The sequence below is a fragment of the Burkholderia sp. BCC1972 genome, from assembly GCF_905339605.1.
GTDB lineage: Bacteria > Pseudomonadota > Gammaproteobacteria > Burkholderiales > Burkholderiaceae > Burkholderia.
Genome location: NZ_CAJPGH010000017.1, coordinates 94693 through 116664, shown reverse-complemented (window position 1 = coordinate 116664; position 21972 = coordinate 94693). Strand labels below are relative to the sequence as shown.

Annotated in this window: 20 protein-coding genes; 2 read left to right on the top strand and 18 right to left on the bottom strand. The window is 58.8% G+C overall.

The genetic code is table 11. The annotated features are described in order from the left end of the window. Positions 1-4: 4 nt before the first annotated feature. From U5798_RS23460 to U5798_RS23440, 5 genes are all read right to left on the bottom strand, one after another. Positions 5-835 (bottom strand): SDR family NAD(P)-dependent oxidoreductase, encoded by an 831-nt coding sequence (locus tag U5798_RS23460; RefSeq protein WP_322083394.1) that lies wholly within the window; start codon positions 833-835, stop codon positions 5-7. Positions 836-863: 28 nt separating this feature from the next. Beyond that, on the bottom strand, positions 864-1148 hold the full coding sequence (locus U5798_RS23455) for a cytochrome C oxidase subunit IV family protein (protein WP_322083348.1): 285 nt from the start codon (positions 1146-1148) through the stop codon (positions 864-866). 1 nt (position 1149) lies between these two features. Further along, the gene (locus U5798_RS23450) at positions 1150-1767 is read right to left on the bottom strand and encodes a cytochrome c oxidase subunit 3 (RefSeq protein ID WP_322083347.1); all 618 of its coding nucleotides are present in this window, start codon (positions 1765-1767) and stop codon (positions 1150-1152) included. After that, complete coding sequence (locus U5798_RS23445) at positions 1760-2485, bottom strand: hypothetical protein (RefSeq protein WP_322083346.1); 726 nt, start codon at positions 2483-2485, stop codon at positions 1760-1762. Before U5798_RS23445 ends, U5798_RS23450 begins: the two co-directional genes overlap by 8 nt. 187 nt (positions 2486-2672) lie before the next feature. Beyond that, positions 2673-3329 (bottom strand): TetR/AcrR family transcriptional regulator, encoded by a 657-nt coding sequence (locus tag U5798_RS23440; protein WP_322083345.1) that lies wholly within the window; start codon positions 3327-3329, stop codon positions 2673-2675. Between the two features lie 905 nt (positions 3330-4234). Here U5798_RS23440 and U5798_RS23435 point away from each other — a divergent pair. Beyond that, positions 4235-4480 carry a hypothetical protein gene (locus U5798_RS23435; protein WP_322083344.1) on the top strand — a complete coding sequence of 82 codons (246 nt, stop codon included), beginning with the start codon at positions 4235-4237 and terminating at the stop codon, positions 4478-4480. A gap of 185 nt (positions 4481-4665) precedes the next feature. Here U5798_RS23435 and U5798_RS23430 read toward each other — a convergent pair whose 3' ends face one another. The 13 genes from U5798_RS23430 to U5798_RS23370 form a co-directional block, all read right to left on the bottom strand. Continuing rightward, on the bottom strand, positions 4666-4953 hold the full coding sequence (locus U5798_RS23430) for a hypothetical protein (protein WP_322083343.1): 288 nt from the start codon (positions 4951-4953) through the stop codon (positions 4666-4668). A 168-nt stretch (positions 4954-5121) separates the two neighbouring features. Then, positions 5122-6078, bottom strand: a complete 957-nt coding sequence (locus U5798_RS23425) for a CoA ester lyase (RefSeq protein WP_322083342.1) — start codon at positions 6076-6078, stop codon at positions 5122-5124. A 23-nt stretch (positions 6079-6101) separates the two neighbouring features. Then, a complete protein-coding gene (locus U5798_RS23420) occupies positions 6102-7262 on the bottom strand; it encodes an acyl-CoA dehydrogenase family protein (protein ID WP_322083341.1) in 1161 nt (386 codons plus the stop codon). Positions 7263-7285: 23 nt separating this feature from the next. Beyond that, positions 7286-8488, bottom strand: coding sequence for an acyl-CoA dehydrogenase family protein (locus U5798_RS23415; RefSeq protein WP_322083340.1), 1203 nt, complete (start codon positions 8486-8488; stop codon positions 7286-7288). Between the two features lie 36 nt (positions 8489-8524). After that, positions 8525-9619 (bottom strand): acyl-CoA dehydrogenase family protein, encoded by a 1095-nt coding sequence (locus U5798_RS23410; protein WP_322083339.1) that lies wholly within the window; start codon positions 9617-9619, stop codon positions 8525-8527. A 50-nt stretch (positions 9620-9669) separates the two neighbouring features. After that, positions 9670-10131, bottom strand: a complete 462-nt coding sequence (locus U5798_RS23405) for a MaoC family dehydratase (RefSeq protein WP_322083338.1) — start codon at positions 10129-10131, stop codon at positions 9670-9672. A 540-nt stretch (positions 10132-10671) separates the two neighbouring features. Further along, the gene (locus U5798_RS23400; protein ID WP_322083337.1) at positions 10672-11571 is read right to left on the bottom strand and encodes an SDR family NAD(P)-dependent oxidoreductase; all 900 of its coding nucleotides are present in this window, start codon (positions 11569-11571) and stop codon (positions 10672-10674) included. A gap of 41 nt (positions 11572-11612) precedes the next feature. Beyond that, positions 11613-12629, bottom strand: coding sequence for an NADP-dependent oxidoreductase (locus U5798_RS23395; protein WP_322083336.1), 1017 nt, complete (start codon positions 12627-12629; stop codon positions 11613-11615). A gap of 60 nt (positions 12630-12689) precedes the next feature. After that, on the bottom strand, positions 12690-13892 hold the full coding sequence (locus U5798_RS23390; RefSeq protein ID WP_322083335.1) for an acetyl-CoA acetyltransferase: 1203 nt from the start codon (positions 13890-13892) through the stop codon (positions 12690-12692). A 13-nt stretch (positions 13893-13905) separates the two neighbouring features. After that, positions 13906-15363: a hydroxymethylglutaryl-CoA synthase family protein gene (locus tag U5798_RS23385; protein ID WP_322083334.1), complete on the bottom strand. Its 1458-nt coding sequence runs from the start codon at positions 15361-15363 to the stop codon at positions 13906-13908. A gap of 449 nt (positions 15364-15812) precedes the next feature. Further along, positions 15813-16385 carry a MarR family transcriptional regulator gene (locus U5798_RS23380; protein WP_322083333.1) on the bottom strand — a complete coding sequence of 191 codons (573 nt, stop codon included), beginning with the start codon at positions 16383-16385 and terminating at the stop codon, positions 15813-15815. 155 nt (positions 16386-16540) lie between these two features. Next, a complete protein-coding gene (locus U5798_RS23375; RefSeq protein ID WP_322083332.1) occupies positions 16541-18142 on the bottom strand; it encodes a long-chain-fatty-acid--CoA ligase in 1602 nt (533 codons plus the stop codon). 324 nt (positions 18143-18466) lie between these two features. Continuing rightward, a complete protein-coding gene (locus U5798_RS23370) occupies positions 18467-19615 on the bottom strand; it encodes a phosphotransferase (RefSeq protein ID WP_322083331.1) in 1149 nt (382 codons plus the stop codon). Positions 19616-20240: 625 nt separating this feature from the next. Here U5798_RS23370 and U5798_RS23365 point away from each other — a divergent pair. Beyond that, complete coding sequence (locus tag U5798_RS23365; RefSeq protein ID WP_322083330.1) at positions 20241-21962, top strand: DUF1302 domain-containing protein; 1722 nt, start codon at positions 20241-20243, stop codon at positions 21960-21962. The last annotated feature ends 10 nt before the right edge of the window (positions 21963-21972 follow it).

Here is a 21972-nt window from a genome sequence, read left to right as displayed (position 1 = left end):
GCATTTAGCGGCGATTCAGCATTTTTCGAAACACGGCATCCAGCGCTTTGTCCGGGAGCACTCGGGCAAGGGTCTTCACGAGGACGGCGTCCCGGCCGACCGAGTATCGTGTTCGCGGTGCCGCAGTAAACGCGGTTCGTTCGATGAGGGCGGCGGCTTGGTCAACACTTAGTCCTCCAGTCGACTCCCGCTCGATCAAGCGCGCGTAGCGCTCGTATATCGAGCCGTAGAGCGAACGGAAGGAGGCAGGCAGTTGCTCAGATCCGGCGCGAGAGCCGCTTACCGAACCAGATACCATTTTCGTGCGCACGACTCCCGGCTCGATCAGCACGATATCGACATCCTGCCCTTCGGTTTCGCGCCGGACAGAATCCGTAATCGCTTCAATTGCGTGCTTGGAGGCGCAATAGGCCGAAAGCATCGGGCCGGCGACTTTGCCCCAGAGTGAAGAAAAGAGAAGAATTCGGCCACGATGCCCGCGCAGGCGTGGAAGGGCGTGACAAAGCATACGAGCAACGCCCACGGCATTCACGTTCAGGGTCTGCTCGAGCTGCTCGACTCCTTCGACTTCGAGGGCGCCTGACGGGGCGATCGCCGCGCAATGCATGACGAGATCGAGCGGCTTACCTGCGAGTTCGCGGTCAACCTGGATGAATGCCGCTTCTACGGAGGCACTGGACCCGACGTTCATCTCGACGACGATCAGCTTGTCGTGATGCTCACCCAGCGCGCTTGCGTCGCGACGGTTCCGAACGGTTGCGATTACCCGGTCTCCGCGAGCGAGCGCGCGGCGGGCCAGTTCTTGTCCCATGCCACTTCCTGCGCCCGTGATCATGATTGTACGCATGTGTGTTTCCTTCAGCTCATTTTTCAAATGGCCCTTGGCCTCCGGAGAGCCAGAGCACGACGATTGCGATGCCAACGGCCACGATCCAGGCGCCGAGGCCGATTTTCAATTGCCACGGAGCGGTGCGTGCGTCCATGTACTGCATCATCACCGCTGCGACCTTGGCAAATGCTAGTGCAACGATAATGATCGGGGAGGCAGTCGAAAATACCGCTCCGGCATGCCCGGTCTCCCAGGATGCCAAAGTGGCCAAAACGAGCGCGACCCACCAGAGGACTAGCCGTCGTTCCGTCTTATCCATGCTAGCCTCCCAACACGTAGAACAGAGCGAAGAGCACGATCCAGAGAAGGTCGACCAGATGCCAGAAAAGGCCGCCACTCTCGATCAGAAGCAGGTGTTGCGTCGAAGCGGGCGGCTGTGACACCTTGCGCATGAGCAAGAGGATCCCGAGACCCAGCAGCACATGCGCGAGATGGATGCCTGTGAATGCGAAGTAGTACATGAAGAAATCGTCTGTCGCTGGCGTGATGCCGCGATGGATCTTCGTGCCGTACTCGACAAGCTTGCAAACAACAAATGCTGCTCCGAATGCAATCGCGACGCTGAATTGACGACGCGCGCTACTCTGACGGCGTAGCCGGTGGACGCCCAACGCCACGAATAGACTGCTGGTCAGAAGCAGCAAGCTGCCAAGTAAGCCAATTGGTCGATCCAGGAGGGTATGGGCGGCTGCAAACTCATCGGGCGCGTGGGACCGAGCCGACACGAAGTGCAGAAAGAAGACTGCGAAGACGCATAGATCGCCGAAAATCAGTAGCCAGACACCAGGTTCGCCCGGAATTCGCGTTGCGTTGTTTCCCGACGATTCCGGGATGTCCAGATGTTCTTCCGGAATTGAGCTCACACCCGCTTTAATCATGCCTGCACTCCTGTCGTGAGATGGCTCGAAGGCAAAGCGCACATGTGACGGCTATCCAGATGCCGAAGCTGACCAACGGAAACCAGAAGACGAAGAGACCATTCCAGGCGAAGGGGCCGACCTTCGGGATGAACGCCGCAGCACCAACCTCGAAGATTGCCGAGATCCAGATGGTCAGGTAACCGAACCAACGTGGAAAAGTTGCGCCAGGCATTCCTCCGGTCTTCAACGAAAGGTAGGCGATCGGGACCATCTGAAAGATGAAGTACTGATCCGTGGAAACCAGAGTCAGGTTTGCCAGATCATGGATCAGCGCAGTGGCATCAGCCGCCCGATCCGGGTGAAACGCAGCCACGCCCCAAAGGATTGGGGGAAATACAAGGAACATGGACATGAGGGAGCCACCGACAAGCTGGAGGACGGACCAGATCGGCCAGCCGGGCTCCAACTTTGACATCTGAACACATATCGCCATCGCGAGTGGCACCATGAAGGCGGCAGTCCATGAGCAGATTGTGGCACCGATGCGAATGGAAATCGCGTGGGTCTGATAGAAGTCCGCGACTTGCGCCGGTGTCCACGTCGCCGTCGGTAGAGGCAGTAGCCGGATGAGGACTCCCCAAGACAGAGCAAAGATCAATCCAAAGGTGATGCCCCACCAAATCAACAGTCGTTGCGCACGCGCGCTTGTTGGCAGCCTTACACTCAATTCAGCCATTGTCTCCTCCGGTAACTGGCAGTTTAATTTTGCTTACATAAGATATGCAAGCATACATCATGCGGGAGTCCGGCATCAAGCGTGGGTCCTCAGAATGAAACTTGAATCTCGCAACGCATTGCGCAATGGCGCGGAGATTGGGTTCCCGGTTCCAGCAAGATGGATGAGCCAGGTTCGGTGGCCACGGCTACTGAGGCGTTTCGCTGAGCGCCTTCCATACGAGTTTGGTCACCTGCCGGAACGCGGCCAGATCCGGGCAATTGTCTCCGGCACGACGGAGAAAGGCGACGAGTCCGTACAGTTGCGAAACCAGTTGCGCGCCACGTAGCGTACATTCGACAACCGTCAATGTCGGACTGATCTTCGCCACGAGTTCCACGAACATCTCCTGAAGTTCGCCCGTCACTTGCGCCATGAGATCGCGTGCGAACGTTTCATGCTCAGCCAGACTCCAGCATTCGAACGCGAAGGCGCTGACGTTCGTGCCGGGGCCGGTGAGTACTTCAAACGTTTCATCGACGAGTACATCAAGACTGGCCTCGGGGGAGCGGCGCTTGTCCCTGGCGATCGCCAGATACCGCTCGACGTAGCGCCGTGTCATTTCTTCCATGGTGGCGCGTAACAACTCTTCGCGCGTACTGAAGTAGTGTTGCAGCGTCCTTAGTTGAATTCCAGCTTCGCTCGCGATGCGGCGCTGCGTAAAACCGGTGTTCCCCAGCGTCGCGAACACGTTGATTGCCACTTCAAGAATGGCCGGCACACGTGTAGTTCGGTTGCCGCGGCGTGCTGGCGCTCTTTCCGTCGAAGCTAAGACTTCCCCGGTCCTGATGGTCATTTCTTTCATAGGTTGCAATTCTCCCGTTGCGGGGCGGTCGCGCAGGAAGTTGCGCTCAAAGGGCCTCAATGGAACGACAAGTGCACAAACTTGGACTCTGACCCTACAGTTGGCGCTTTCCGGCTCTGTGATCCTGTCGAGCTCGGGAGCAGACGCCTGACGAACAAACAATATGTCAGTCGACGAATTAAATATAGTCGGCAAACACCCTAAATACCAGCTTTTTGGGGAAAAACCCTCCTAAATAGGGCGAGTACAGGTGTACCTGGCAGTGTTTTCCCTATCGTTTTGGTGCTTGAAAATGTGTCACGTGACTACTAGTATTTCGTCAAAAGACACATTTATCGGGTTGGCTGGCAGGTAACGATCTCAGGCGTACGACAGCCACAAACCCTTCAGGGCGAATGTGATCCGTGGCAGGGGGAGCACGAAATGGAACCGGACGAAGGATCTTTGCGTTGGCAGATCGAGAAGTGGCTGACGCTCATGTTTGCTGCATCTGCTCACGTAACGCGATACGGTCGTGCAACCTCGAACAAATTGCAGCGATACGTCGTTGTCCAGTCGTCAGGAGGGGAAAGGTCTATGGAGATCATCTTTTTTCGTCACGCCGATGGCTCGTGGCGCGTGTTCCCGCCAACCTCACGAGGGCCGACGATGAGCCCTTTCCTTGAATTGACGTCGACGGATTTCGCTTTGCGGACGTGAATCCCGAATGTTGTGACGGTCGATACCGCAGTGCCGTTTGGGGGCAGGAAGCTGCACTTACCAGAATCGTTGAGCTTCGACACGACGTTCCTTGGCATATGAAGGAAAAGTCGGGGTCACCGTTTGGTGCTCCGAGGAAAGCCGTCTGTTTGATGCAGTCGTTTTGAACGTGAGAAAGTCAATTAATCGAAGGGAAATGGAGAGACATGGACATCCTGAAAATTGCAGTCGACTCCGGGATGCAGGTCATCGCCGATGATGTCGCTGGCTGCGGAGAGACGCGTAGCGTGGTGGGATCCTTGCAGGCTCTGCAGAAGTTTGCCAATACATTGAGCACGTCGGTTGCTCGAGAGTCCCGAAGTGCGAATTGCCGCTCAGGCGCGCACGATCCGGTGATCGATTGTCCGGCCATTTGGCAGCTCGTCGAATCGGATCCACTTATGCTCGTCTGAGCGCGTCGTCCAGAGCGATGGTCGGATAACGGGAGCCGGTGGTGCGAAACAGGCGACCGTATTCGTTGCCGGTTTTCTGTTCGGTCGCGCGCTATCCGCAACGCAACGCGGCAATCAGTTGGCGGTTCGGCACAGCCAGACTTTTCGAGACGACTCGCGTGGAATGTACGGCGTGCCTGGTCATGCTAGAGCGCATAGATAACTGCTGCCCCTGCTATGGCGCCGAAGAAACCAAACATCAACGCCCGCTGCTCGTTATACCGTTTTCGCCAGAGCAATCCGGCGAGGAAGCAAGCGCCGGCGATGCCAAAGGCAATCAGGACTGCTCCGATTTTCGACAGGCAGATATCGCCGATCGTACTGGGTTGTCCCGATTCGATTAGTGGTGCGATGAACTGAAGCGCAATGCCAAAAAGTCCTGACACGAGCAATCCCAATGCGGGAAACCCGTGGTGTTTTGACAGATCGTCCATGGGATCCTTCGGTGTTGGTAAGCGTGTCCACAACGTTTTGCCAATTATAGTATGTACGGATACGATATTCTAGAATCCTAGACTAAGGACTTCACCCGATGTTCCTGGTCCGATCCCGGCAAACGGGACATCGTGTCAACGTCCCGTTGCTGGTTCAGTCAGCCTTGGTCAGGTGCAGTCACGCAGGTCCGGCTCCATCATTCTTCCTCTCAGACTTTCGACAAGCGACAGAATGTGCTGTGCTCGCTTCAGATGCGGCATGTCGAGCATCTTTCCGTCGAGACCGACCGTGCCGAGTCCGGGATTGTTGCTGAATACATCGACAACACGCTGAGACCAGTCGATTTCCTCTTCGCTCGGCGAGAACGCTTCGTTGATGATCTCGACCTGATTCGGATGGATGGCGATCTTGCCGGTGAATCCGGCTTGTCTGGCGGCCCGCGCATCCGCCTGCAGCCCGGCTTCGTCGGAATAGTCGGCGAACATCGTGTCGATCGGTTGTACATTTGCCGCGGCCGCGCCTGACAGGCACAAGGCACGCGCCAACTGGTAGACGGTGTCGTATTCACCGTTCGGACGCCGATTTGTACTCGCCCCGATCGCGGCGGCGATATCTTCCGCACCCCAAGTCATTCCGAAAAGACGCGGGCTGCAATCCTCGTATCGCCCGAGTGTGAACAGCGACTGTGGCGTTTCAGTCGCGACGGGAATGATCCTGATGGTGTCCTCGCCGACGCCCTCGCGAACTTCGAGCGCGTCGAGACAGTGGGAGAGATGCACGATATCCGATGGCGAATGGACCTTCGGAAGCACGATTCCGTTCGGCGCACCGGCAACGACCATGAGATCCCGCATGGCGGCAGGGGTGCTGAGCGGGTTGATTCTTACCCAGACTTGCTGCCGATTGCGCTGCGAGGGCGAGCGCGACCGGAGATACTCGAGCACCATATCGCGAGCAATATGTGTACGGGAGGGCGCAACCGCATCTTCCAGATCGAGAATGAGTGCGTCGGCCGGAGACGAAATTGCCTTCATCAGCTTCCGTTCGCTGTCTCCCGGCACGAACATGAGCGAGCGCAAAGGCAAGACTTTGTTGTCACCGCGTTTCGTATAAGCGTGTTTCATGGCCGTTTTGCCTCGTGTGATGATCAGGGGCGATTCTTCCGGGCAGCGAAGAGACTGCGCCCGATAATGTGCTTCATCACCTCGATGGAGCCGCCGGCGATTCGGGTGACGCGCGCGTCGGCGTATGCGCGGGCAATCGGGTATTCCCACATGTAGCCCCAGCCGCCGAAGAATTGCAGGCAATCGTCGACGACGCGACCGTGCAGGTTCGAGAGCCACAATTTGGCCATCGCGGCGTCATTGCCGTCGAGCTTCCCAGCCATGAACAGGTCGATGCAGCGATCGACAAAAACGCGGCCGATCGTCGCTTCGGTCTTGATGTCTGCCAGCTTGAACTGGGTATTCTGGAAATCCGCGAGAGTCTGATCGAACATTTCCCGCTCGGCGACATAGTCTATGGTCCACTCGAGGACTGCCTCGATGACCGCCGCGGAGCGTACGGCCTGCGTCAACCGTTCCTGCGCGAGGTTCTTCATCAACAGCTTGAAACCGCCGTTTTCCGGGCCAAGCAGATTGGCGGTCGGCACGCGAACATCCTCGAAAAACAGCTCCGACGTGTCCTGAGCCTTCAGGCCGATCTTTTCGAGACGGCGTCCTCGCTTGAAACCATGACGGGAAGATTCGACGATGAACAGCGAAATGCCATTGCTCTTTGCGGTGGGATCAGTCTTGGTGGCCAGCACGATCACGTCGCAAAGCTGGCCATTCGAGATGAAGACTTTCTGGCCGGATATCACATAGTCGTCACCGTCGCGCACCGCTCGGGTCCGGATGTTCTTCAGGTCGCTGCCGGCGTGAGGTTCGGTGAGGCCCAGCGCGCCGATGACTTCGCCTTTCACCATCCTGGGCAGCCATTGGCGTTTTTGTTCTTCAGTGCCGAATGCGAGGATGTACGGCATGACCATCTCGTTGTGCACTGCAAAGCCGGGGCCGGTAATGCCGGCACGCGCGAGTTCTTCGACCAGGATGAAGTCGAAGAGGTGATCGGCGCCGGCGCCGCCGTATTCCTCCGGAATCGAGCAGCCAAGCAAACCGGCGGCGCCGGCTTTCTCCCAGATGCTGCGCGGCACGATGCCATCATGCTCCCACTGCTGGTGAAAGGGCGTGATTTCGGTGTCGATGAATCGCCGCACGGAATCGCGGAACATCTCGTGTTCTTCGGAGAACAAGGTTCGTTCGATCATGTTGTTTCCAGTGTCGCAAAGGGTCACGCTCGCAGCAGCGAAGCCGCGATGATGTTTCGTTGAATCTCGTTGGAACCGCCAAAAATGCTCCAGCAGCGTGCATAGAGATAGCTGTAGTTGACCGACGCGGCTTGAATCCACGGCTGGGCTGCGCTGAGGCCCGCGCCGGTTTTCCTGTTCGACGCGTGGTAGCACGCGGCATACGGGCCCAGCGCGTCATGCCAGAATTCAGTCATGGCCTGCAGCAGTTCCGTCCCGCGAATCTTCAGGATCGACGCGCCGATGCCGTCGTCGCGTCCGGCCATCCATTCGTCGACGTAGTACTTTTCCAGCGTAATGAGCGCAATCAGGTCGGCTTTGAGTTTCCACAGCCGGTCATACATGATCGCGCGTTCCCCGGGCGATAGCGTTGGTGCGAATTCGTCGACTGTTGCGCTGATCTGCCGGATCATGCGTTGCTTGTTGCCGGTATCGGCGATGAACGTCCTCTCTCTCGACAGCAGAAATTTCGCGAGCGCCCAGCCGTCTCCCTCCTTGCCGACGACGTTTTCCACGGGAACGCGAACGTTGTCGAAAAACACCTGATTCGTGTGATGAACGCCGTCCAGCGTCACGATCGGCTCGACCGTAATCCCCGGCGTATTCATGTCGATCAGCAGGAAAGTGATGCCCTGTTGTTTTCGCTCGGTTCTCTCGGTGCGAACGAGGCAGTGCATCATGTCCGCCCAGTGCGCTTCAGTCGTCCACATCTTCGTGCCGTTAACGACGTAGTGGTCGCCCTCGCGCACCGCCGAGGTTCTGAGCGATGCCAGGTCCGATCCTGCATTCGGTTCGGAATATCCCTGACACCACCAGGTACTGCTGTCGAGAATGCCGGGCAGGTACTGGCGCTTCTGAGCCTCAGTACCGTAGGTGTAGATGACCGGTCCGACCATATTGACCCCGTAGGGGATGATCGGCGGGGCGGCCTGAAGGGCGCACTCTTGCAGGAACATGTGCTCCTTGCGTACCGACCATGCCTGGCCGCCGTGTTCTTCCGGCCACGTCGCGCCGAACCAGCCTCGGCGATGCAGCGCCTTCTGCCAGTCGACGTAGTCGGCCTTGTCCAGATAGAGGCCGTTCTCGACTTTATGCCGTGTGTCCGGCGACAGGTTGTCGTGTATGAACGCAGCCACTTCCTGACGAAACAGCGTTGCGTCAAAGTTATTGTCGATCAGGTTATCCAATGCAGATCCTCCCGTCCGATCCGGCGAGCTTTCGGCTCACTCGGTCAGTTCGATCGCCCGCGGGGCCCAGTTTTGCAACATGCTCGTCAGGACGGCAAGCCGCGCGTTGTAGTGACTCACGACGAGCTCGTCGGTCACACCGATTGCTCCGTGCAACTGGATCGCCTCGTGACCGATCGAGCGAGCTGCCCGACCGATCACGTGTACGGTTGCTGTGCTGAGCGATGCGAGTCCGACGTCGTCCGCGAGATCGAGCGCGGTTGCAAGCCTGCGCGAGACGGCAAGCGACTCCATGTACGCCATGTGCATGTCCACGAAGCGATGCTGCAGTGCCTGGAACTTCGCAAGTGGCGCACCGAATTGAATTCTTGCGCACAAGTACTCGCCCGTGACGGAGACTAACCGCCCCATGACGCCAACCGCGTCGGCACAATACGCATTGATGCTTTCGAACGATGCGCGCTGGCGTGCGTCCCCGGCCGGTAGACCAACGAGCAGCACGCAGTCGTGTGGCACGGTGACATCGTCAAGGACGACGTCGGCGGCTGGTCGACCGTCCATAAGTCGATAGGTGCTGACGGCGGAAGCCAGGTCTGAAGCGCGCAGGCGGCAGATAACGGGGGGGCCGTCATCGAATTTTGCGGCTATCAGCCAATAATCCGCTTCGGCCGCGTACGGTACCGCGCGTAGCCGACCAGAAAACTGCAAACCGGTTTCCGTCCTTTCGCATTTCAATTCGTCGATATTCCTGCCGCCCAGAAGAACCGTCACGGCACTGCCGTCGATCAGGTCGGCAATGGACTCGTCCGCGCCCCCCGAGGTGCCTGCCGCGGCCAGGATGCCGCCGGCGATGACCGCCGTTTCGATGAACGGCTCGAGAATCAGGCCGCCCGCGATGACTCGAATCGCATCGGCGAGATCGGCCGACGACCCGCCGAGCCCTCCCGACGCCTCATCGAACGGAAGTCCGAGAACGCCGAGATCCGCCAGTGTTGACCAGTGAAGCCGGTAATCGATGGCGCTTTCTGCGAGCCGGGCACGGCGTGCGGACGGATCGCAGTAATCCATCAGGAATCGGCGCAGGGTTTGCTCGATGAGGTTTTTCGATTCTGAATCGAGTGAGGTACGCATGACAGGGAGCCTGTAGGTCAGAGGGGCGGGGGAGTCCCAGTCTCGCTTGGCTACGCGCTTTTGGCGCTCAGGCAATACATCAACGCCGAGCGCTTGCAGGTTGCAACAGTCTCGTCACGCTGATTGATCGCCGTATGCTGAAAGACGACGATACCGTTATCCGGACGCGACTTGCTTTGACGTTTCTCCAGTACCACGGTCTCTACCCGGATCGTGTCACCTTCGAAAACCGGCTTGGGAAAGCGAACCTCATCCCATCCGAGATTTCCGACGGTCGTCCCGAGCGTCGTGTCGGCTACGGAAATGCCGACCATCAACCCCAGCGTGAACGCGCTGTTCATGAGTGTCCGGCCGAACTCCGTACTGCTCGCGTATTGCTTGTCGATGTGAATGGCCGCCGGATTGTGCGTCATTGCGCTGAAGAGCACGTTGTCAGTTTCGGTTACGGTCCGGCGGATGTCGTGCCGGAACAGTTGACCGATCTCGAATTGCTCGAAATAGAGTCCTGCCATTTACGAAGTTCCTTTGTATCGTCTCGAAGCGGAATCAGCAGGCGATATTTGTAATGCAAACATATCGTCTGCATGCATACTATAACGTCGGAGGGAGCTTGGCAAGTAGGCGAGACGGTCGATGGGGGCTTGCGCAAGTGAGTGCCACGACGCGTGGCTGTTCGCATGCTGACACCCTTGCGCGTGCGATGGGAGCTGACGGCCCAGGCGTCGTCGGCGGAACTAGTGGGGCTTCAGGCTTGGATGCGACGATATGGAATGCCGGATCGATCCGCTTGCCTGCCGCCTCAAATATGAGATGGGCTGGTGTGAGGCTTCTCGTGGCATCCGCGACATCTCGAATGGTCGTTTCGATGTCGAAGGAGGAAGCGGAATGCTTTCTCCGATGTGGGCGGGATGACGCCGACGTCTCCCGCCCGGATTATCGTGAGGCCTGGCCGAATCGTCGCTTGAACCGAATAGGCGACATCAACTGCAAGCCCGCACCGGATCAGCGCAAATCTGCCGCTTTCCGTGTTTTCGTTGTCGCGTCCGCGAAAGTTACGGCTCGAGCCACGTGTCGCGGTCGATGCCCGCATTCTTGCGGGAATACTTGATGATATCGGCAATGGCCTTGTCGAGTTCTTCCGGGTTCTTGGTCGCGGGCGTGATCGGGCCATGTTGCCAGCTTTCCGCGACCGAATAGCCGTAACCCCATGCCTCGAAGATCCTGCCGCTGATCGCACGCGAAGCGGGGCTGGCAAGCCAGGTGACGAAAGCGGAAATCCACTCGGGGTCGCGCCGCTCGAGCTGCTCCGGCGTCCATTGCTTGAGCCCTTGCGTCATGCGCGTTTCCGCGCGAGGCGCCAGGCCGTTGACGGTAACGCCATACCGTGCAAGCTCGCGCGCAGCGACGATCGTCATGGTTGCCACACCGGCCTTGGCGGCGGCGTAGTTCGTTTGACCGATGTTCGCGTAGAGTGCGGAATGCGAGGTCGTATTAATGACTCGCGCATCCACCGGTTTGCCGGCCTTCGATTGTTCGCGCCAGTAATTGGCGGCGTGGTGAATCGGCGCGAACGTTCCCTTCAGATTGACCCGGATCACCGCATCCCAATCCTCTTCCGTCGTGTTGATGAGCATGCTGTCACGCAGAATGCCGGCGTTGTTGATGAGAATGTCGAGCCTGCCGAACGCTTCGATCGTATTCTTGACCATTTGCGAGGCAGCGCTCCAGTCCGCGACGTCGGAATGGTCGACAATGGCTTCGCCGCCCATCGACTTGATCAAGTTGACGACTTCCTGCGCCGGGGTATCGTCACTGCCGACCCCGTTTGCCGCAGAACCCAGATCGTTCACGACGATCTTGGCGCCGTGCTTGGCGAGCATCAATGCGTGAGCGCGGCCCAGGCCGCGACCGGCGCCGGTCACGATGGCAACACGACCTTCACAGATTTTCATGAGTCTTCTCCGATATTGAGTGGCTACTTCATTTGGTTATGTCAAGAATGGTGCAAGCGGATCAACCGTTTTCCACTGTTTTCTCCGCGATAGAGACTGTCGATAGAACCAGGAGCGTTTTCGATGCCGTCGACGATGTCTTCACGGAAATGCAACCGCTTTTCCCGTACCCAGCTTGCGAGATGCGCAACGGCTTCCTCATATCGATGCTCGTAGTCCCAGACGAGAAAGCCCTGCATGATCGCCGCCTTGTTGAGCAGGTGACGTTCGACTCGCGGGCCGCTCGGCCACGGATCCCAGCTCGGAATCGAGGCCGTACCGCACACGACGATACGTGCGCCCTTGTTGATCTGGCGCAGCACGGCATCGGTGATTGGCCCCGACGTGTTGTCGTAGTACACGTCGATTCCTTCAGGGCACGCATCGGTCAAAGCCTGCTCGAAATGCGGTGATTTGTAGTCGACGACAGCGTCATAGCCGAACTCCTCGATGCACATCCGGACTTTCGCTTCGCCGCCTGCGATGCCGAGCGTGCGGCAACCCAGGTGTTTCGCGATTTGTCCTACTGCGGATCCGACGGCGCCGGCGGCCGTCGAAACGGCGACTACGTCGCCTGCCCGTGGTCGGCCAACTTCAGTCAAGGCAAAGTAGGCTGTCACGCCGTTGATGCCGAGGATGCCCAGCGAAAGCGATAGCGGCAGGTCGGTCTCCTTCACCTTGCGCCGAATGCCATGGCCGTCGGATATTGCGTACTCCTGCCAACCGAGCATTCCCATGACCCGATCGCCTTCCTGGTAGTCCGGATGCCGTGATGCAATGACCTCTCCGGCGGAGAAAGCACGCATCACGGCGCCGACGGGAACGGGATCGGAGTAGTTGACGGCGGCGTTCACCCACCCCCGCATCGCCGGTTCGACGGAGAGATAGTCGTTACGGACCAGAAGTTCGCCCGGTTGCAAATCTGGAAGGGCCGACGTGACGACTTCGAAATGTTCTGCCTGCGGAATGCCGATGGGGCGTGATTTGAGCAAGACCTGACGATTGGTTTGGGGAAGCATGTCGGCGGATCGATGGTGGGTGGCGGCCTGCGGGCATCTTTCGACAGGCCGGGACGGGTGTCAGCTATGCAATCCCAGAATCGAGATCGCCGCGATGCCCAGGTAAGGAACGCCCCCGAGATTGTGGGTGAGGCCGACACTTGGGCTGGCCAATTGGCGTTCGCCTGCGCGACCCTGCAACTGGTTGTACACCTCGTATGCCATTCGAAGGCCCGATGCGCCGATCGGATGGCCGAAGCACTTGAGGCCGCCGTCGACCTGGCATGGCACGCCGCCGCCGGTTCGATCGAAGAAGCCGTCGAGAACATCATGCACCGAGCGCCCTTCGCCGGACACGAAGAGATCCTCCATCGTGACGAGCTCGGTGATCGAAAAGCAGTCGTGCACTTCCATCAATCCGAGCTGCGTGCGCGGATCGGTAATGCCGGCTTCGGCGTACGCGCGCTTCGCGGCTTCTCGCGTCGTACGTACGTAGCTGCCGTCCCACTGCGACGTTGCCGTCTCGACGCCCGAACCGATCGCGAGCTGAATGGCCTTGACGGTCACCATATCCTTGCGACCCAGGGAGCGGGCGATCTCGGGCGTGGTGACGATCGCGGCGGCTGCGCCATCGCTGACGCCGCAGCAGTCGAACAGCCCGAGAGGATCGGCAATCATCGGCGCGTTCAGGATTTGATCGATCGTGACTTTTTTGCGGATGTGCGCTTTCGGACTCAGTACGCCGTTCTCATGGCTCTTCCAGGAGACGTGCGCGATCGCGCGCTTGAGATCTTCCTTCGAAATGCCATGGCGCGTTCGATAACCGGCCGCGAGTTGTGCGAAGCCTGCCGGCGCGGAGCCGAGCGGCATCCACATGTCGTTGAACGTACCCTTGAACGGCGGTGGCAGTCCGCCGTAACCCGTGTCCTTGAGCTTCTCTGCGCCGACCGCAAGCGCGATGTCGGCGGCGCCGGACGCCACCGCATAGACGGCGCCCCGCAGCGCTTCCGTGCCGGTTGCGCACATGTTCTCGACGCGGCTGAACGGTATTCCGTCGAGACGTAGCGCCATCGATGCGGGAATGGCCGAGTTGCCGATATTGACCGCGTCCATGCACGAGCCGAACCATGCGGCGTCGATCTGCTTGCGTTCGATGCCGGCATCGGTCAGGGCTTCCTCGAATGCTTCGGCCAGCAGCGCCGACGTGCCCGTATCCCAGCGCTCACCGAAACGTGAGCAGCCCATGCCGATGATTGCAACCTTGTCCTTGATGCCTGTTGCCATGATCTGTCCTCTGTTATGCCTGCACCGGCGTTGCTTTCCAGAAATAGCGCGGATAGCCTCGGGTTTTGTCCATTTCCTTGATGCGGAACACCATGCGGAGCGGCGTGCCGACATCGAGGCCATGCTTGCCGACATCGACTACTTCCATCAGGAGTCGGGCTCCGTTCTCGAATTGCACGAAGCCGACATAGAGGGGCGGCGCGGGATGGTAGGACAGCCAGTCGGCGGTGTGAGTGAGTACGCGTGCCGGTTCGTCGACGAGCGAGATCGGATCGAAGTTGTGTTGCGGCGCGTTGCAGCCGGGGGTGACGCAATAGGGCAGTTGCGGGAACTGGACCGCGTTGCAACTACGGCATTTGCCGGCAACAAAATGCGAAAGCTGGTCGCTTGAACGGTATTGCTCGGTCAGAGCAGTCTTGACGTTTTTCTCGGCGCGCATGCCCCATTCCGGGGCGATACCGCCTTCGTAGGAGAGCAAGCGCAGATAGGCATCGTGGTTCTGGGCATCGGCGAGAGCACCGTCAACGCCGCGGCGCGGACGGAACGCGCGAATGGCATCGTTGACACGCAGCACGATTGCATCGCACCCCTGACCGAACCCGATCAGCAATACGATGTCGCCGGGGGCAGCCTTTTCAAGCACGTGAGCGAGCATCAGCAGGCCGTGAGCGGCACCGGTAAACCCGCAATTCTCGTCGAGACCGGTTGCCTCGGCTTCTGCCGGAATCTGGAGTTTTTTTGCTACCGCGCCGGCAATGCCCTTGTACGGCGACGGCATCACGAGATGTTTGACGTCACCCGGCGTGACGTTCGCTTGCGCCAACGCGGCCCTGGCCGTCTCCGGAACCAGCTTCATGTAGCCTTCGTCCCGAATCCAGCGTTCCTCCCAGACGTAATCGTATTCTGCGCCGTTTGCGCGGAAATGATCGACGAACAAGGTTGTCCTGGTCGCGGAGCCCAGCAGCGTGGCGATGACATTTTCGTTGCCAAGCGTGAAGGCCGCCGCGCCGGCGCCGTAATTGATTTCCTGCGTGCTGGCCGGCTTGCCCTTCGGACGTTCACTGGCGATGAGCAACGCATCGCCCTCGGCCGCTCGAAGCGCGTTCAGCAATGCCGACGTGCCTGACCGCTGCGAGCTGCCGGCATCGAGCGTACGCAGGTCAGGCCCGAGGTTCAACGCGCCGGCTACGATCGCACTGTTCTGCAGATCGGCGAAAGGCATCGTGCTCGAACTCAGGTAGAGCGCCGAAAGCTTCTGAGCGGGGCATCCTGCCAACACGTCGCGTGCCGCTTCTACCGCCATCGTTACGCTGTCTTCGTCCCAGCTGCAGAATGCCCGCTGACCTTTGCCCAGTGACCGCAGTGACGGCGCCATCCAGATATGTGCCGCGGCAATGGCCGAGCGCTCCATCCGGAGTCTCGGAATGTAGCCGCCGAATCCGGTAATTCCATACGTCGAGGTGGATGTCATTGACGTTGCCTTGATGAAGTATGACAAGATAAGGTATGCATGGATACGATACATGACGTTGATAAAATCAGTCAAGACGCACTGCAGGGCGAGATGGAAGCAACACGCATTGCATGTCGTGACTCGCGGAGGATGAGCGGCGGGCAGGCCCCTTTGCCGTCGGAGAAAAGGCGCGATGGAGCGCGCGATATCCCCGCGTGAGCGGAGGCGCAGGTTGAATCGCTTGATTGGCTGGTTTAGGTGACCGGGGATACGTGATCGCGGAAACCGGTCACATACGGGGTGGTCAGGTTGGAAGTGCCAGCGTTGTCGGCAAGACGCTGGCGATCAGGGGAGGTGGCTTAGAGGAGAGGGCAGACGGAATTGCGCCAAGATGAGCATCGTTTCTCGCGCCGGCAACATGGCTCATGGGTGTGTGCGAGCCGACGTCATGCCTATCTATGGAGAAATCAATCGTCCATGCCGCCGTGATCCTCGAAGTCGCCGGTTTCACTCTCGCGCTTGAGCGTGGCGAGATTCTTTTTGACGTGCATCAGCATGTCGGCGAGATTCTGTCGTTGCTCGTAGTCGAGACCCGCAAGAATGCGTTCATTCATCTCGTGATTCTTGAGACGCATTTGCTTCACGATATGGGCGCCTGCGGGAGTCAGATAGACACGTTTGACGCGCCTGTCCGTCCCGTCCGGGCGTCGCTCGATGGAGCCTGACGCTTCGAGCCGGTCGATCAGCCCGCCAAGCGCGGCCTTGCCGAGCTCGAGCACGTTCGCCAGATCACTCTGGATCATGCCGTCGTGACGCGAAAGGTACGCAAGCACCCACCATTGTGATCGGGTCACGCCGAGCGGTCGCATGAACTCGTCGAAAACGATGCGTCGCAAGCGCGATACATCGTGCATCAGGAAGCCGAGACGCTGATCCCAGTTTTCCTCGTCGAGGTTTTTTGCCGAGGCCTTTGCGTTCGGGTTGCCCACGACGGTCAAGTTGGATGAGGCGGTTTTTTTCCGGGCCACAGTGCTCTTCATATGTCATTCCGGCCTTGCGGTGTCGCCGGTGTCTGGCGCGCACGCCAAACGCCGACATATCACGGACCGGCTACCGAGGTAACAGATATCGTATTCTACTATACATTATCGATCGGTCATGTTCCACGTGCGCTTGCGGTGTCGCCCGGAGACGCTCATTTTTCGCTATTCTTGTCGGCAAAGCCATCTGTTACGCATTCGCGAACTTTTACACGCTGAATTTTTCCGGTGGCGGTGCGCGGCAGGTGCGACACGCTTTCGAGCACCTTGGGGAGTTTGTAAGACGCAATGTACTTGCTCGCGAAGGCCCTCAGTTCAGCAAGACTCGTAGACTGGTCCACGTGCCATTCAACCACGGCGGCTACGATTTCTCCCCAGGTCGGATCGGGAATGCCAACGACCGCAACATCGTTGACTGCCGGATGCAGGCGCAGCGCCTGTTCGACTTCCGCCGGGTAGACATTTTCGCCACCGGAAATGATCATATCCTTGATGCGGTCGGTCAGATACAAATAGCCTTCTTCGTCGAGGTAGCCGCCATCCCCGGATCGATACCAGTCGTCGACAAGCACTGCTCCAGTGGCCTCGGGCCTGTTCCAGTACCCACTTGTCAGGGTGGGCGACTGAATCCAGATTTCGCCTGGCGTGTGGGGGGGCAGAGGCCTGCCGGTCGCGTCGCGAATCTCGATCGTCATTCCTGGTAGCGCCTTGCCGACGGATCGAAGTTTTTCGGGCCGGTGAACGTCGTGATCGCGTGGTGGCAGGAAGGTGACCGTCCCGCAATTTTCCGTCATCCCGAAGTATTGCGCGAAGCCGCAGCCGAGCGTCTCGATGCATTGCGAAAGCAGCGCTACGTCCATCGTAGACGCGCCGTAGTAAATGGTTCTGATTGGCGGGGGCGGTGACGCATCCGCGCTGACTTGCTCGAGGATCATGCGCACGACAGTGGGAACCATGAATGTCCGTGTGACGGCGTGCCGGCGCATCAGTCGCAGCAGGGTGGCCGGGGACGCGTCCGCGGTCAGCACGCAGGTGAGCGAGCGCATCAATCCGATCAACATCCATGACAATCCGCCCACGTGAAAATTTGGCATCGCCGAAAGGATGATGTCGTCGTCGTCCCAGTCTGCCCAATCGGGCGAGCCCACCTCGACGTGACGCGCGATGGAAAGCGCTTTGTGCGAGAGCATGACGCCCTTCGGGTTGCCGGTGGTGCCGCTCGTATACATCAGCAGTGCGCATGCGTCCGCAGTTCTCTCGCGTGACTCGCCTCTCGACGAGGTCGCAGGATTCAGCAGTATCCGGCGCAACGATTCGCCATCTTCCGACGTCGTGATCAGGAGTCGGGGCGGGTCGGGAATCTCCGGCAGCGCTTGGGCGATTTTTTCCGCGAACTCGGCGTCGTAGATTGCCAACTGGCTGCCTGAGTCCCGAAGAATGAACGCGATTTCTCCGGGGGCACAGCGCCAGTTGATCGGGACGAGAATCACGCCGCTGCGCAGACAGCCGAAGAAAACAGGAAAAAACAATTCGCTGTTCTTGCCCAGATAGGCAATGCGGCTTCCCGGCGCAATCCCGCGCTCATGCAGGAAGTCGACAAACCTCTCGCTCTTGCGCTCGAGTTCGGCATACGTGACCGTATCGTTGTCACCGATGATCGCCCGGCGGTCCGGAAACTTGCGAGCTCCGTGTAACGGATAGTCGGCTACCCAGAGCATCTGCTCCAGATTCTGGGTCGGATAGGCTTCTTTAGTCATATCGGTCTGCAGGCGCGACGAAACTGGGAATCGGGCTCTGAAACGTCACCGCGCTCATCGGTTCGGTGCCAATGTGCGGTGGCCGCGTCAGGTTTGGTTTTGAACCATATTGTATGGTTGCATATAAAGTATGCGGATGTCGCCAAGTTCATGTCAAGATCATCGCCCTGCTTCGGACGCGTGACATCCCGTGTTCTGCGATCGCGATAGCCGACTTCGCCACACGTGGGATGGTGAGCGGCCTCGCTTTATCGTTCTCGATATCAACGCAAGCCGCAATTTCGCGCTTTGGCGAGACGACCCTGATCCGGGGGGGGGCGAAGATCACGCGTCGAGCGAGTCGACATCGTCCATTGCCGTAGAAATACGACGGATGAATTCGAGAGTGAGGTCCTTGGGCTGCATGTCCGGCAGGGCGGATGGCGGCGTCAGTGTGACGGTCCACCACGTCAGCGCAGTGACGAGTTGCTGCCTGTAAGCATTCCATGCTTCATCGAACGATATGGCGGGGCCGCCGGCGGCGCGGAATTCCTCAATGTAGTACTGGATGAGGTCGCGCTCCCACGTGCGACGACGCTTGACAGTCAGTGCGCTCGAGATCGTATAGGCGAGGTCACGTGACCAGTGTCCCCTTGTCGCGCATTGCCAGTCACTCAGGCCCATTTCACCATTGCCCGCGACATACCAGTTTTTAAGATGCACATCCCCATGCGACAGGCATTGGGTGCCGTTCTCATGCAGTTCCATGCTTCGCAAGGTTGCGTGCCAGATTTCGTCACGACGGGAAAATAATCGGGAAGGAATAACCTGCTCCGCTGCCAGAAAACCCTGAGTGGAACCGGCGCGTAAGCCGAAGGCTTCGGTGTTGCGGAAGAACTCGGGCCAAGTCGACAGTTTTTCCAGTTCGGCCTGGATGATCGGATGGGAATGCGTGGTGCCGTGCAGTCGACCGAGCAGCCGCATCTGGCTTCGAGCGCGTTCAAGCGTTACGACAGTCTTGTGGTTGCAAAACTCCGAGACCGAGCTGCTCAGGTCGGCCAGCATGACCATCGAATTGAACGATTCTGGATCGTAACGCGCATAGAAGCTTTGTGGCGCTTCGATGTCGAGCCTGGGGCGTATCTGGTTATAGAAATGTGCCTCCGTGAAAGCCGCACCCGATACCCCCAGGACGATGCGGTTGGCGAGCTCATGACTCGCTTTGCAAAAGAGCATGCGCGGAAGCTGTGCGTGGTCTCCGGCTTCGTTGTAACGGATTTCGATTCGACGCCGATTGGATGATCCCGTATCGACGGGGCCCAGTGTATGTCCGACGACCTGAGCGCCGGGCACGTGGCGACAAAGAACGTCGGTGAGCCATCGATCAGAGATCGACTCGAAGGACTGGGGCAGGTTGTCTGCGGTCACCGCTTCCGACTGTCCGCGCTGGTCTCGTTCATATGCGGCTTCAATTTCGGCAATCAAACTGGTCATGACTTTCCTTTAGCGCTCGGTGAAATGTTCGATCAGGCGACTCATCGGGAACGACACAAAACCTTGTGGCCCGGCTCCGGCGATCTGGCACTTTGTACGCGGCTCTGGTCGATGGTCCGGCGAGGAAACGAGAGGAGGAACCGTCTCCGCGTCACGCGCGCCATCGCATTCCGAGTGGGGGCGACGACAGCCGAATCAACCTGAATCCGGGTCGAAATTAAGGCGGTTGCATAAAGTACTCTACTATACGATTATGGGCGCCTGTATTGGTGTCACCCCGGAGTTCTCCGGAAGACGCCCATGGCAGACGCGCTGATCGATGTATGCCGTGGGAACCATGCGCAATGGGAGGTCAGCGCCAGCGCAATCGGGCCGACACTCCTTCGCTTCGGACGGTAGGCCGATCGGATGGGCGTGCGTATCGCTCCGTTGCGACACGAATGTCGGCGCTGCTCGCGAATAACGACGAACTTGCGTTCCTAAGGTAAGCCCTATTGACTGCATGAGTACCGTATGCCAGCATACGTTTCATGGAGGTGTGTGTTGGGCTGTTAACTTAAAACAAAGGCTGGATCGCTTGCTGTCACAGCGACGCAGAGCGACGGCCGGACTCAAGGAGACGTTGATGGCGATGGCGATGGCGATGGCGAAGAGGGGGGGATTCCGCAAGACATGGCGTGCAATGCAGGTGCTCGGCGTGGGTTCGATCTGCGCGTTGCCGGGCGTCAGCAATGCATACCAGTTCGAGACCGGAATTCCGAATCTGTCTGTGGAATGGACCAACACGATACGTTATTCGTTGGGCATCCGCGCCGAGGATTGCGATCCGGATATCTGCGGCAACGGGAAAGGAGCCGGTGACGTATCGGCGCATCAGTCTGACCGGAAGTTCGGAAAGGCTGGCGACCTTGTCCAGAATCGCCTGGACCTCGTATCCGAGTTGAACGTCATCTACAAGAATGACACGGGTATCCGCCTGAGCGGCTCGGGTTGGTATGACGCAGCTTACACGGGTTCACCAAAGGGTGACTCGCTTTTCCTTGCGCAGGGGCTCAATGCATTCCCCACGGGCAAGTACACCGACTACATTACGCGCTGGAATCGAGGCCCGTCCGGGCGGCTGCTCGATGCGTTCGCGTTCACGAAATTCAATATCGGTGACGTCCCGGTCAATGTGAAGCTCGGGCAGCACGAAATCTACTGGGGCGAGTCGATTTTCTGCTTCGTCTGCGGTGTGGCCTACAACCAGGGGCCGGTCGATCTCCGGAAGGCGTTGACGGATCCGAGCGCCCAGGCCCAGGAACTCTTTCTGCCGCGTCCGCAGTTTTCGTTTTCGGCGGCGGTCACACCTGAAGTTACGGTCGCCGGACAGTACTTTTTCGATTGGTCCCCGTCCCCGTTGCCCGACGGCGGGACGTATTTCGGACCGGCCGACTTCTTTTCGCTCGGCGGGGGAACCGTCGTTCCGTTTCTCGGTGTTCCGGCGAACTTCACCGGCGCGCAGAAGCCGCACCACCAGGTAGGCGACTTCGGGCTGGCCGTGAAATGGCACCCGTCCTGGCTCGACGGCACGGCGGGATTTTATTTCCGCCAGTACACGACGACTTTCCCGCAGATGGTTCTGGGGGGCATGTCCGGCGGTGCGCTGAATGTGGACCTCGACTATCGGGCTCCGCGAGAAAGAATGTACGCGTTCAGCCTTTCGAAGCAGGTTTCGGGGATTTCGTTCGGTATGGATCTGACCTACCGAACGAATGCTGAATTGAGCGTAGCGCCGTTTTCAAACGTCATCGCTCAAAACATCAGTAGTGCAGACTGGATACCGCGAGGCGACGTAGTCACGGCGGTAGCAAACATGATCAGCTACGTTGGCAAGACGCCGCTGTTTGACTCGGCTACATTCACCGCGGAAGTCAACTATGCAGGGCTGAAGTCGATTACGCACGATCCGTTCAACCTCTATTACGGATTGTCGCAAAACTGCGGGGCCGACGGTGTCGCGACGCATCATGGCTGCCCGACTCGCAACGCAGTGGGCATTGCGGCCCAATTCGAACCTATCTGGTACGAAGTGTGGTCCGGTGTCAACGTGAGCATGCCCTTGTTCGTGAGTGTCGGTTTGAAGGGGAATTCGCCCGTGATGTTCGGGAGCAACCAGGGGCAGGGCAGTTACAGCGCCGGGCTGACATTCGACGTGCAGAAGAAATACAAGATTTCCGTGAAATACATCGGCAACCTGGCCCTCCACAGTAACGACAGTGCGGGCGTCGCATCGTACAGCAATGCGACATTGGGCAAGTATTGGGATCGGAACTGGGTGTCGTTGACATTCGAATCGGTGTTTTAAGTAAGATTAG

Excerpts from the sequence above, each read along its gene's own strand:
- U5798_RS23460 (WP_322083394.1), bottom strand. The coding sequence starts at position 835 with ATGATCACGGGCGCAGGAAGTGGCATGGGACAAGAACTGGCCCGCCGC.
- U5798_RS23455 (WP_322083348.1), bottom strand. The coding sequence starts at position 1,148 with ATGGATAAGACGGAACGACGGCTAGTCCTCTGGTGGGTCGCGCTCGTT.
- U5798_RS23450 (WP_322083347.1), bottom strand. The coding sequence starts at position 1,767 with ATGATTAAAGCGGGTGTGAGCTCAATTCCGGAAGAACATCTGGACATC.
- U5798_RS23445 (WP_322083346.1), bottom strand. The coding sequence starts at position 2,485 with ATGGCTGAATTGAGTGTAAGGCTGCCAACAAGCGCGCGTGCGCAACGA.
- U5798_RS23440 (WP_322083345.1), bottom strand. The coding sequence starts at position 3,329 with ATGAAAGAAATGACCATCAGGACCGGGGAAGTCTTAGCTTCGACGGAA.
- U5798_RS23435 (WP_322083344.1), top strand. The coding sequence starts at position 4,235 with ATGGACATCCTGAAAATTGCAGTCGACTCCGGGATGCAGGTCATCGCC.
- U5798_RS23430 (WP_322083343.1), bottom strand. The coding sequence starts at position 4,953 with ATGGACGATCTGTCAAAACACCACGGGTTTCCCGCATTGGGATTGCTC.
- U5798_RS23425 (WP_322083342.1), bottom strand. The coding sequence starts at position 6,078 with ATGAAACACGCTTATACGAAACGCGGTGACAACAAAGTCTTGCCTTTG.
- U5798_RS23420 (WP_322083341.1), bottom strand. The coding sequence starts at position 7,262 with ATGATCGAACGAACCTTGTTCTCCGAAGAACACGAGATGTTCCGCGAT.
- U5798_RS23410 (WP_322083339.1), bottom strand. The coding sequence starts at position 9,619 with ATGCGTACCTCACTCGATTCAGAATCGAAAAACCTCATCGAGCAAACC.
- U5798_RS23405 (WP_322083338.1), bottom strand. The coding sequence starts at position 10,131 with ATGGCAGGACTCTATTTCGAGCAATTCGAGATCGGTCAACTGTTCCGG.
- U5798_RS23400 (WP_322083337.1), bottom strand. The coding sequence starts at position 11,571 with ATGAAAATCTGTGAAGGTCGTGTTGCCATCGTGACCGGCGCCGGTCGC.
- U5798_RS23395 (WP_322083336.1), bottom strand. The coding sequence starts at position 12,629 with ATGCTTCCCCAAACCAATCGTCAGGTCTTGCTCAAATCACGCCCCATC.
- U5798_RS23390 (WP_322083335.1), bottom strand. The coding sequence starts at position 13,892 with ATGGCAACAGGCATCAAGGACAAGGTTGCAATCATCGGCATGGGCTGC.
- U5798_RS23385 (WP_322083334.1), bottom strand. The coding sequence starts at position 15,363 with ATGACATCCACCTCGACGTATGGAATTACCGGATTCGGCGGCTACATT.
- U5798_RS23380 (WP_322083333.1), bottom strand. The coding sequence starts at position 16,385 with ATGAAGAGCACTGTGGCCCGGAAAAAAACCGCCTCATCCAACTTGACC.
- U5798_RS23375 (WP_322083332.1), bottom strand. The coding sequence starts at position 18,142 with ATGACTAAAGAAGCCTATCCGACCCAGAATCTGGAGCAGATGCTCTGG.
- U5798_RS23370 (WP_322083331.1), bottom strand. The coding sequence starts at position 19,615 with ATGACCAGTTTGATTGCCGAAATTGAAGCCGCATATGAACGAGACCAG.
- U5798_RS23365 (WP_322083330.1), top strand. The coding sequence starts at position 20,241 with ATGGCGATGGCGATGGCGATGGCGAAGAGGGGGGGATTCCGCAAGACA.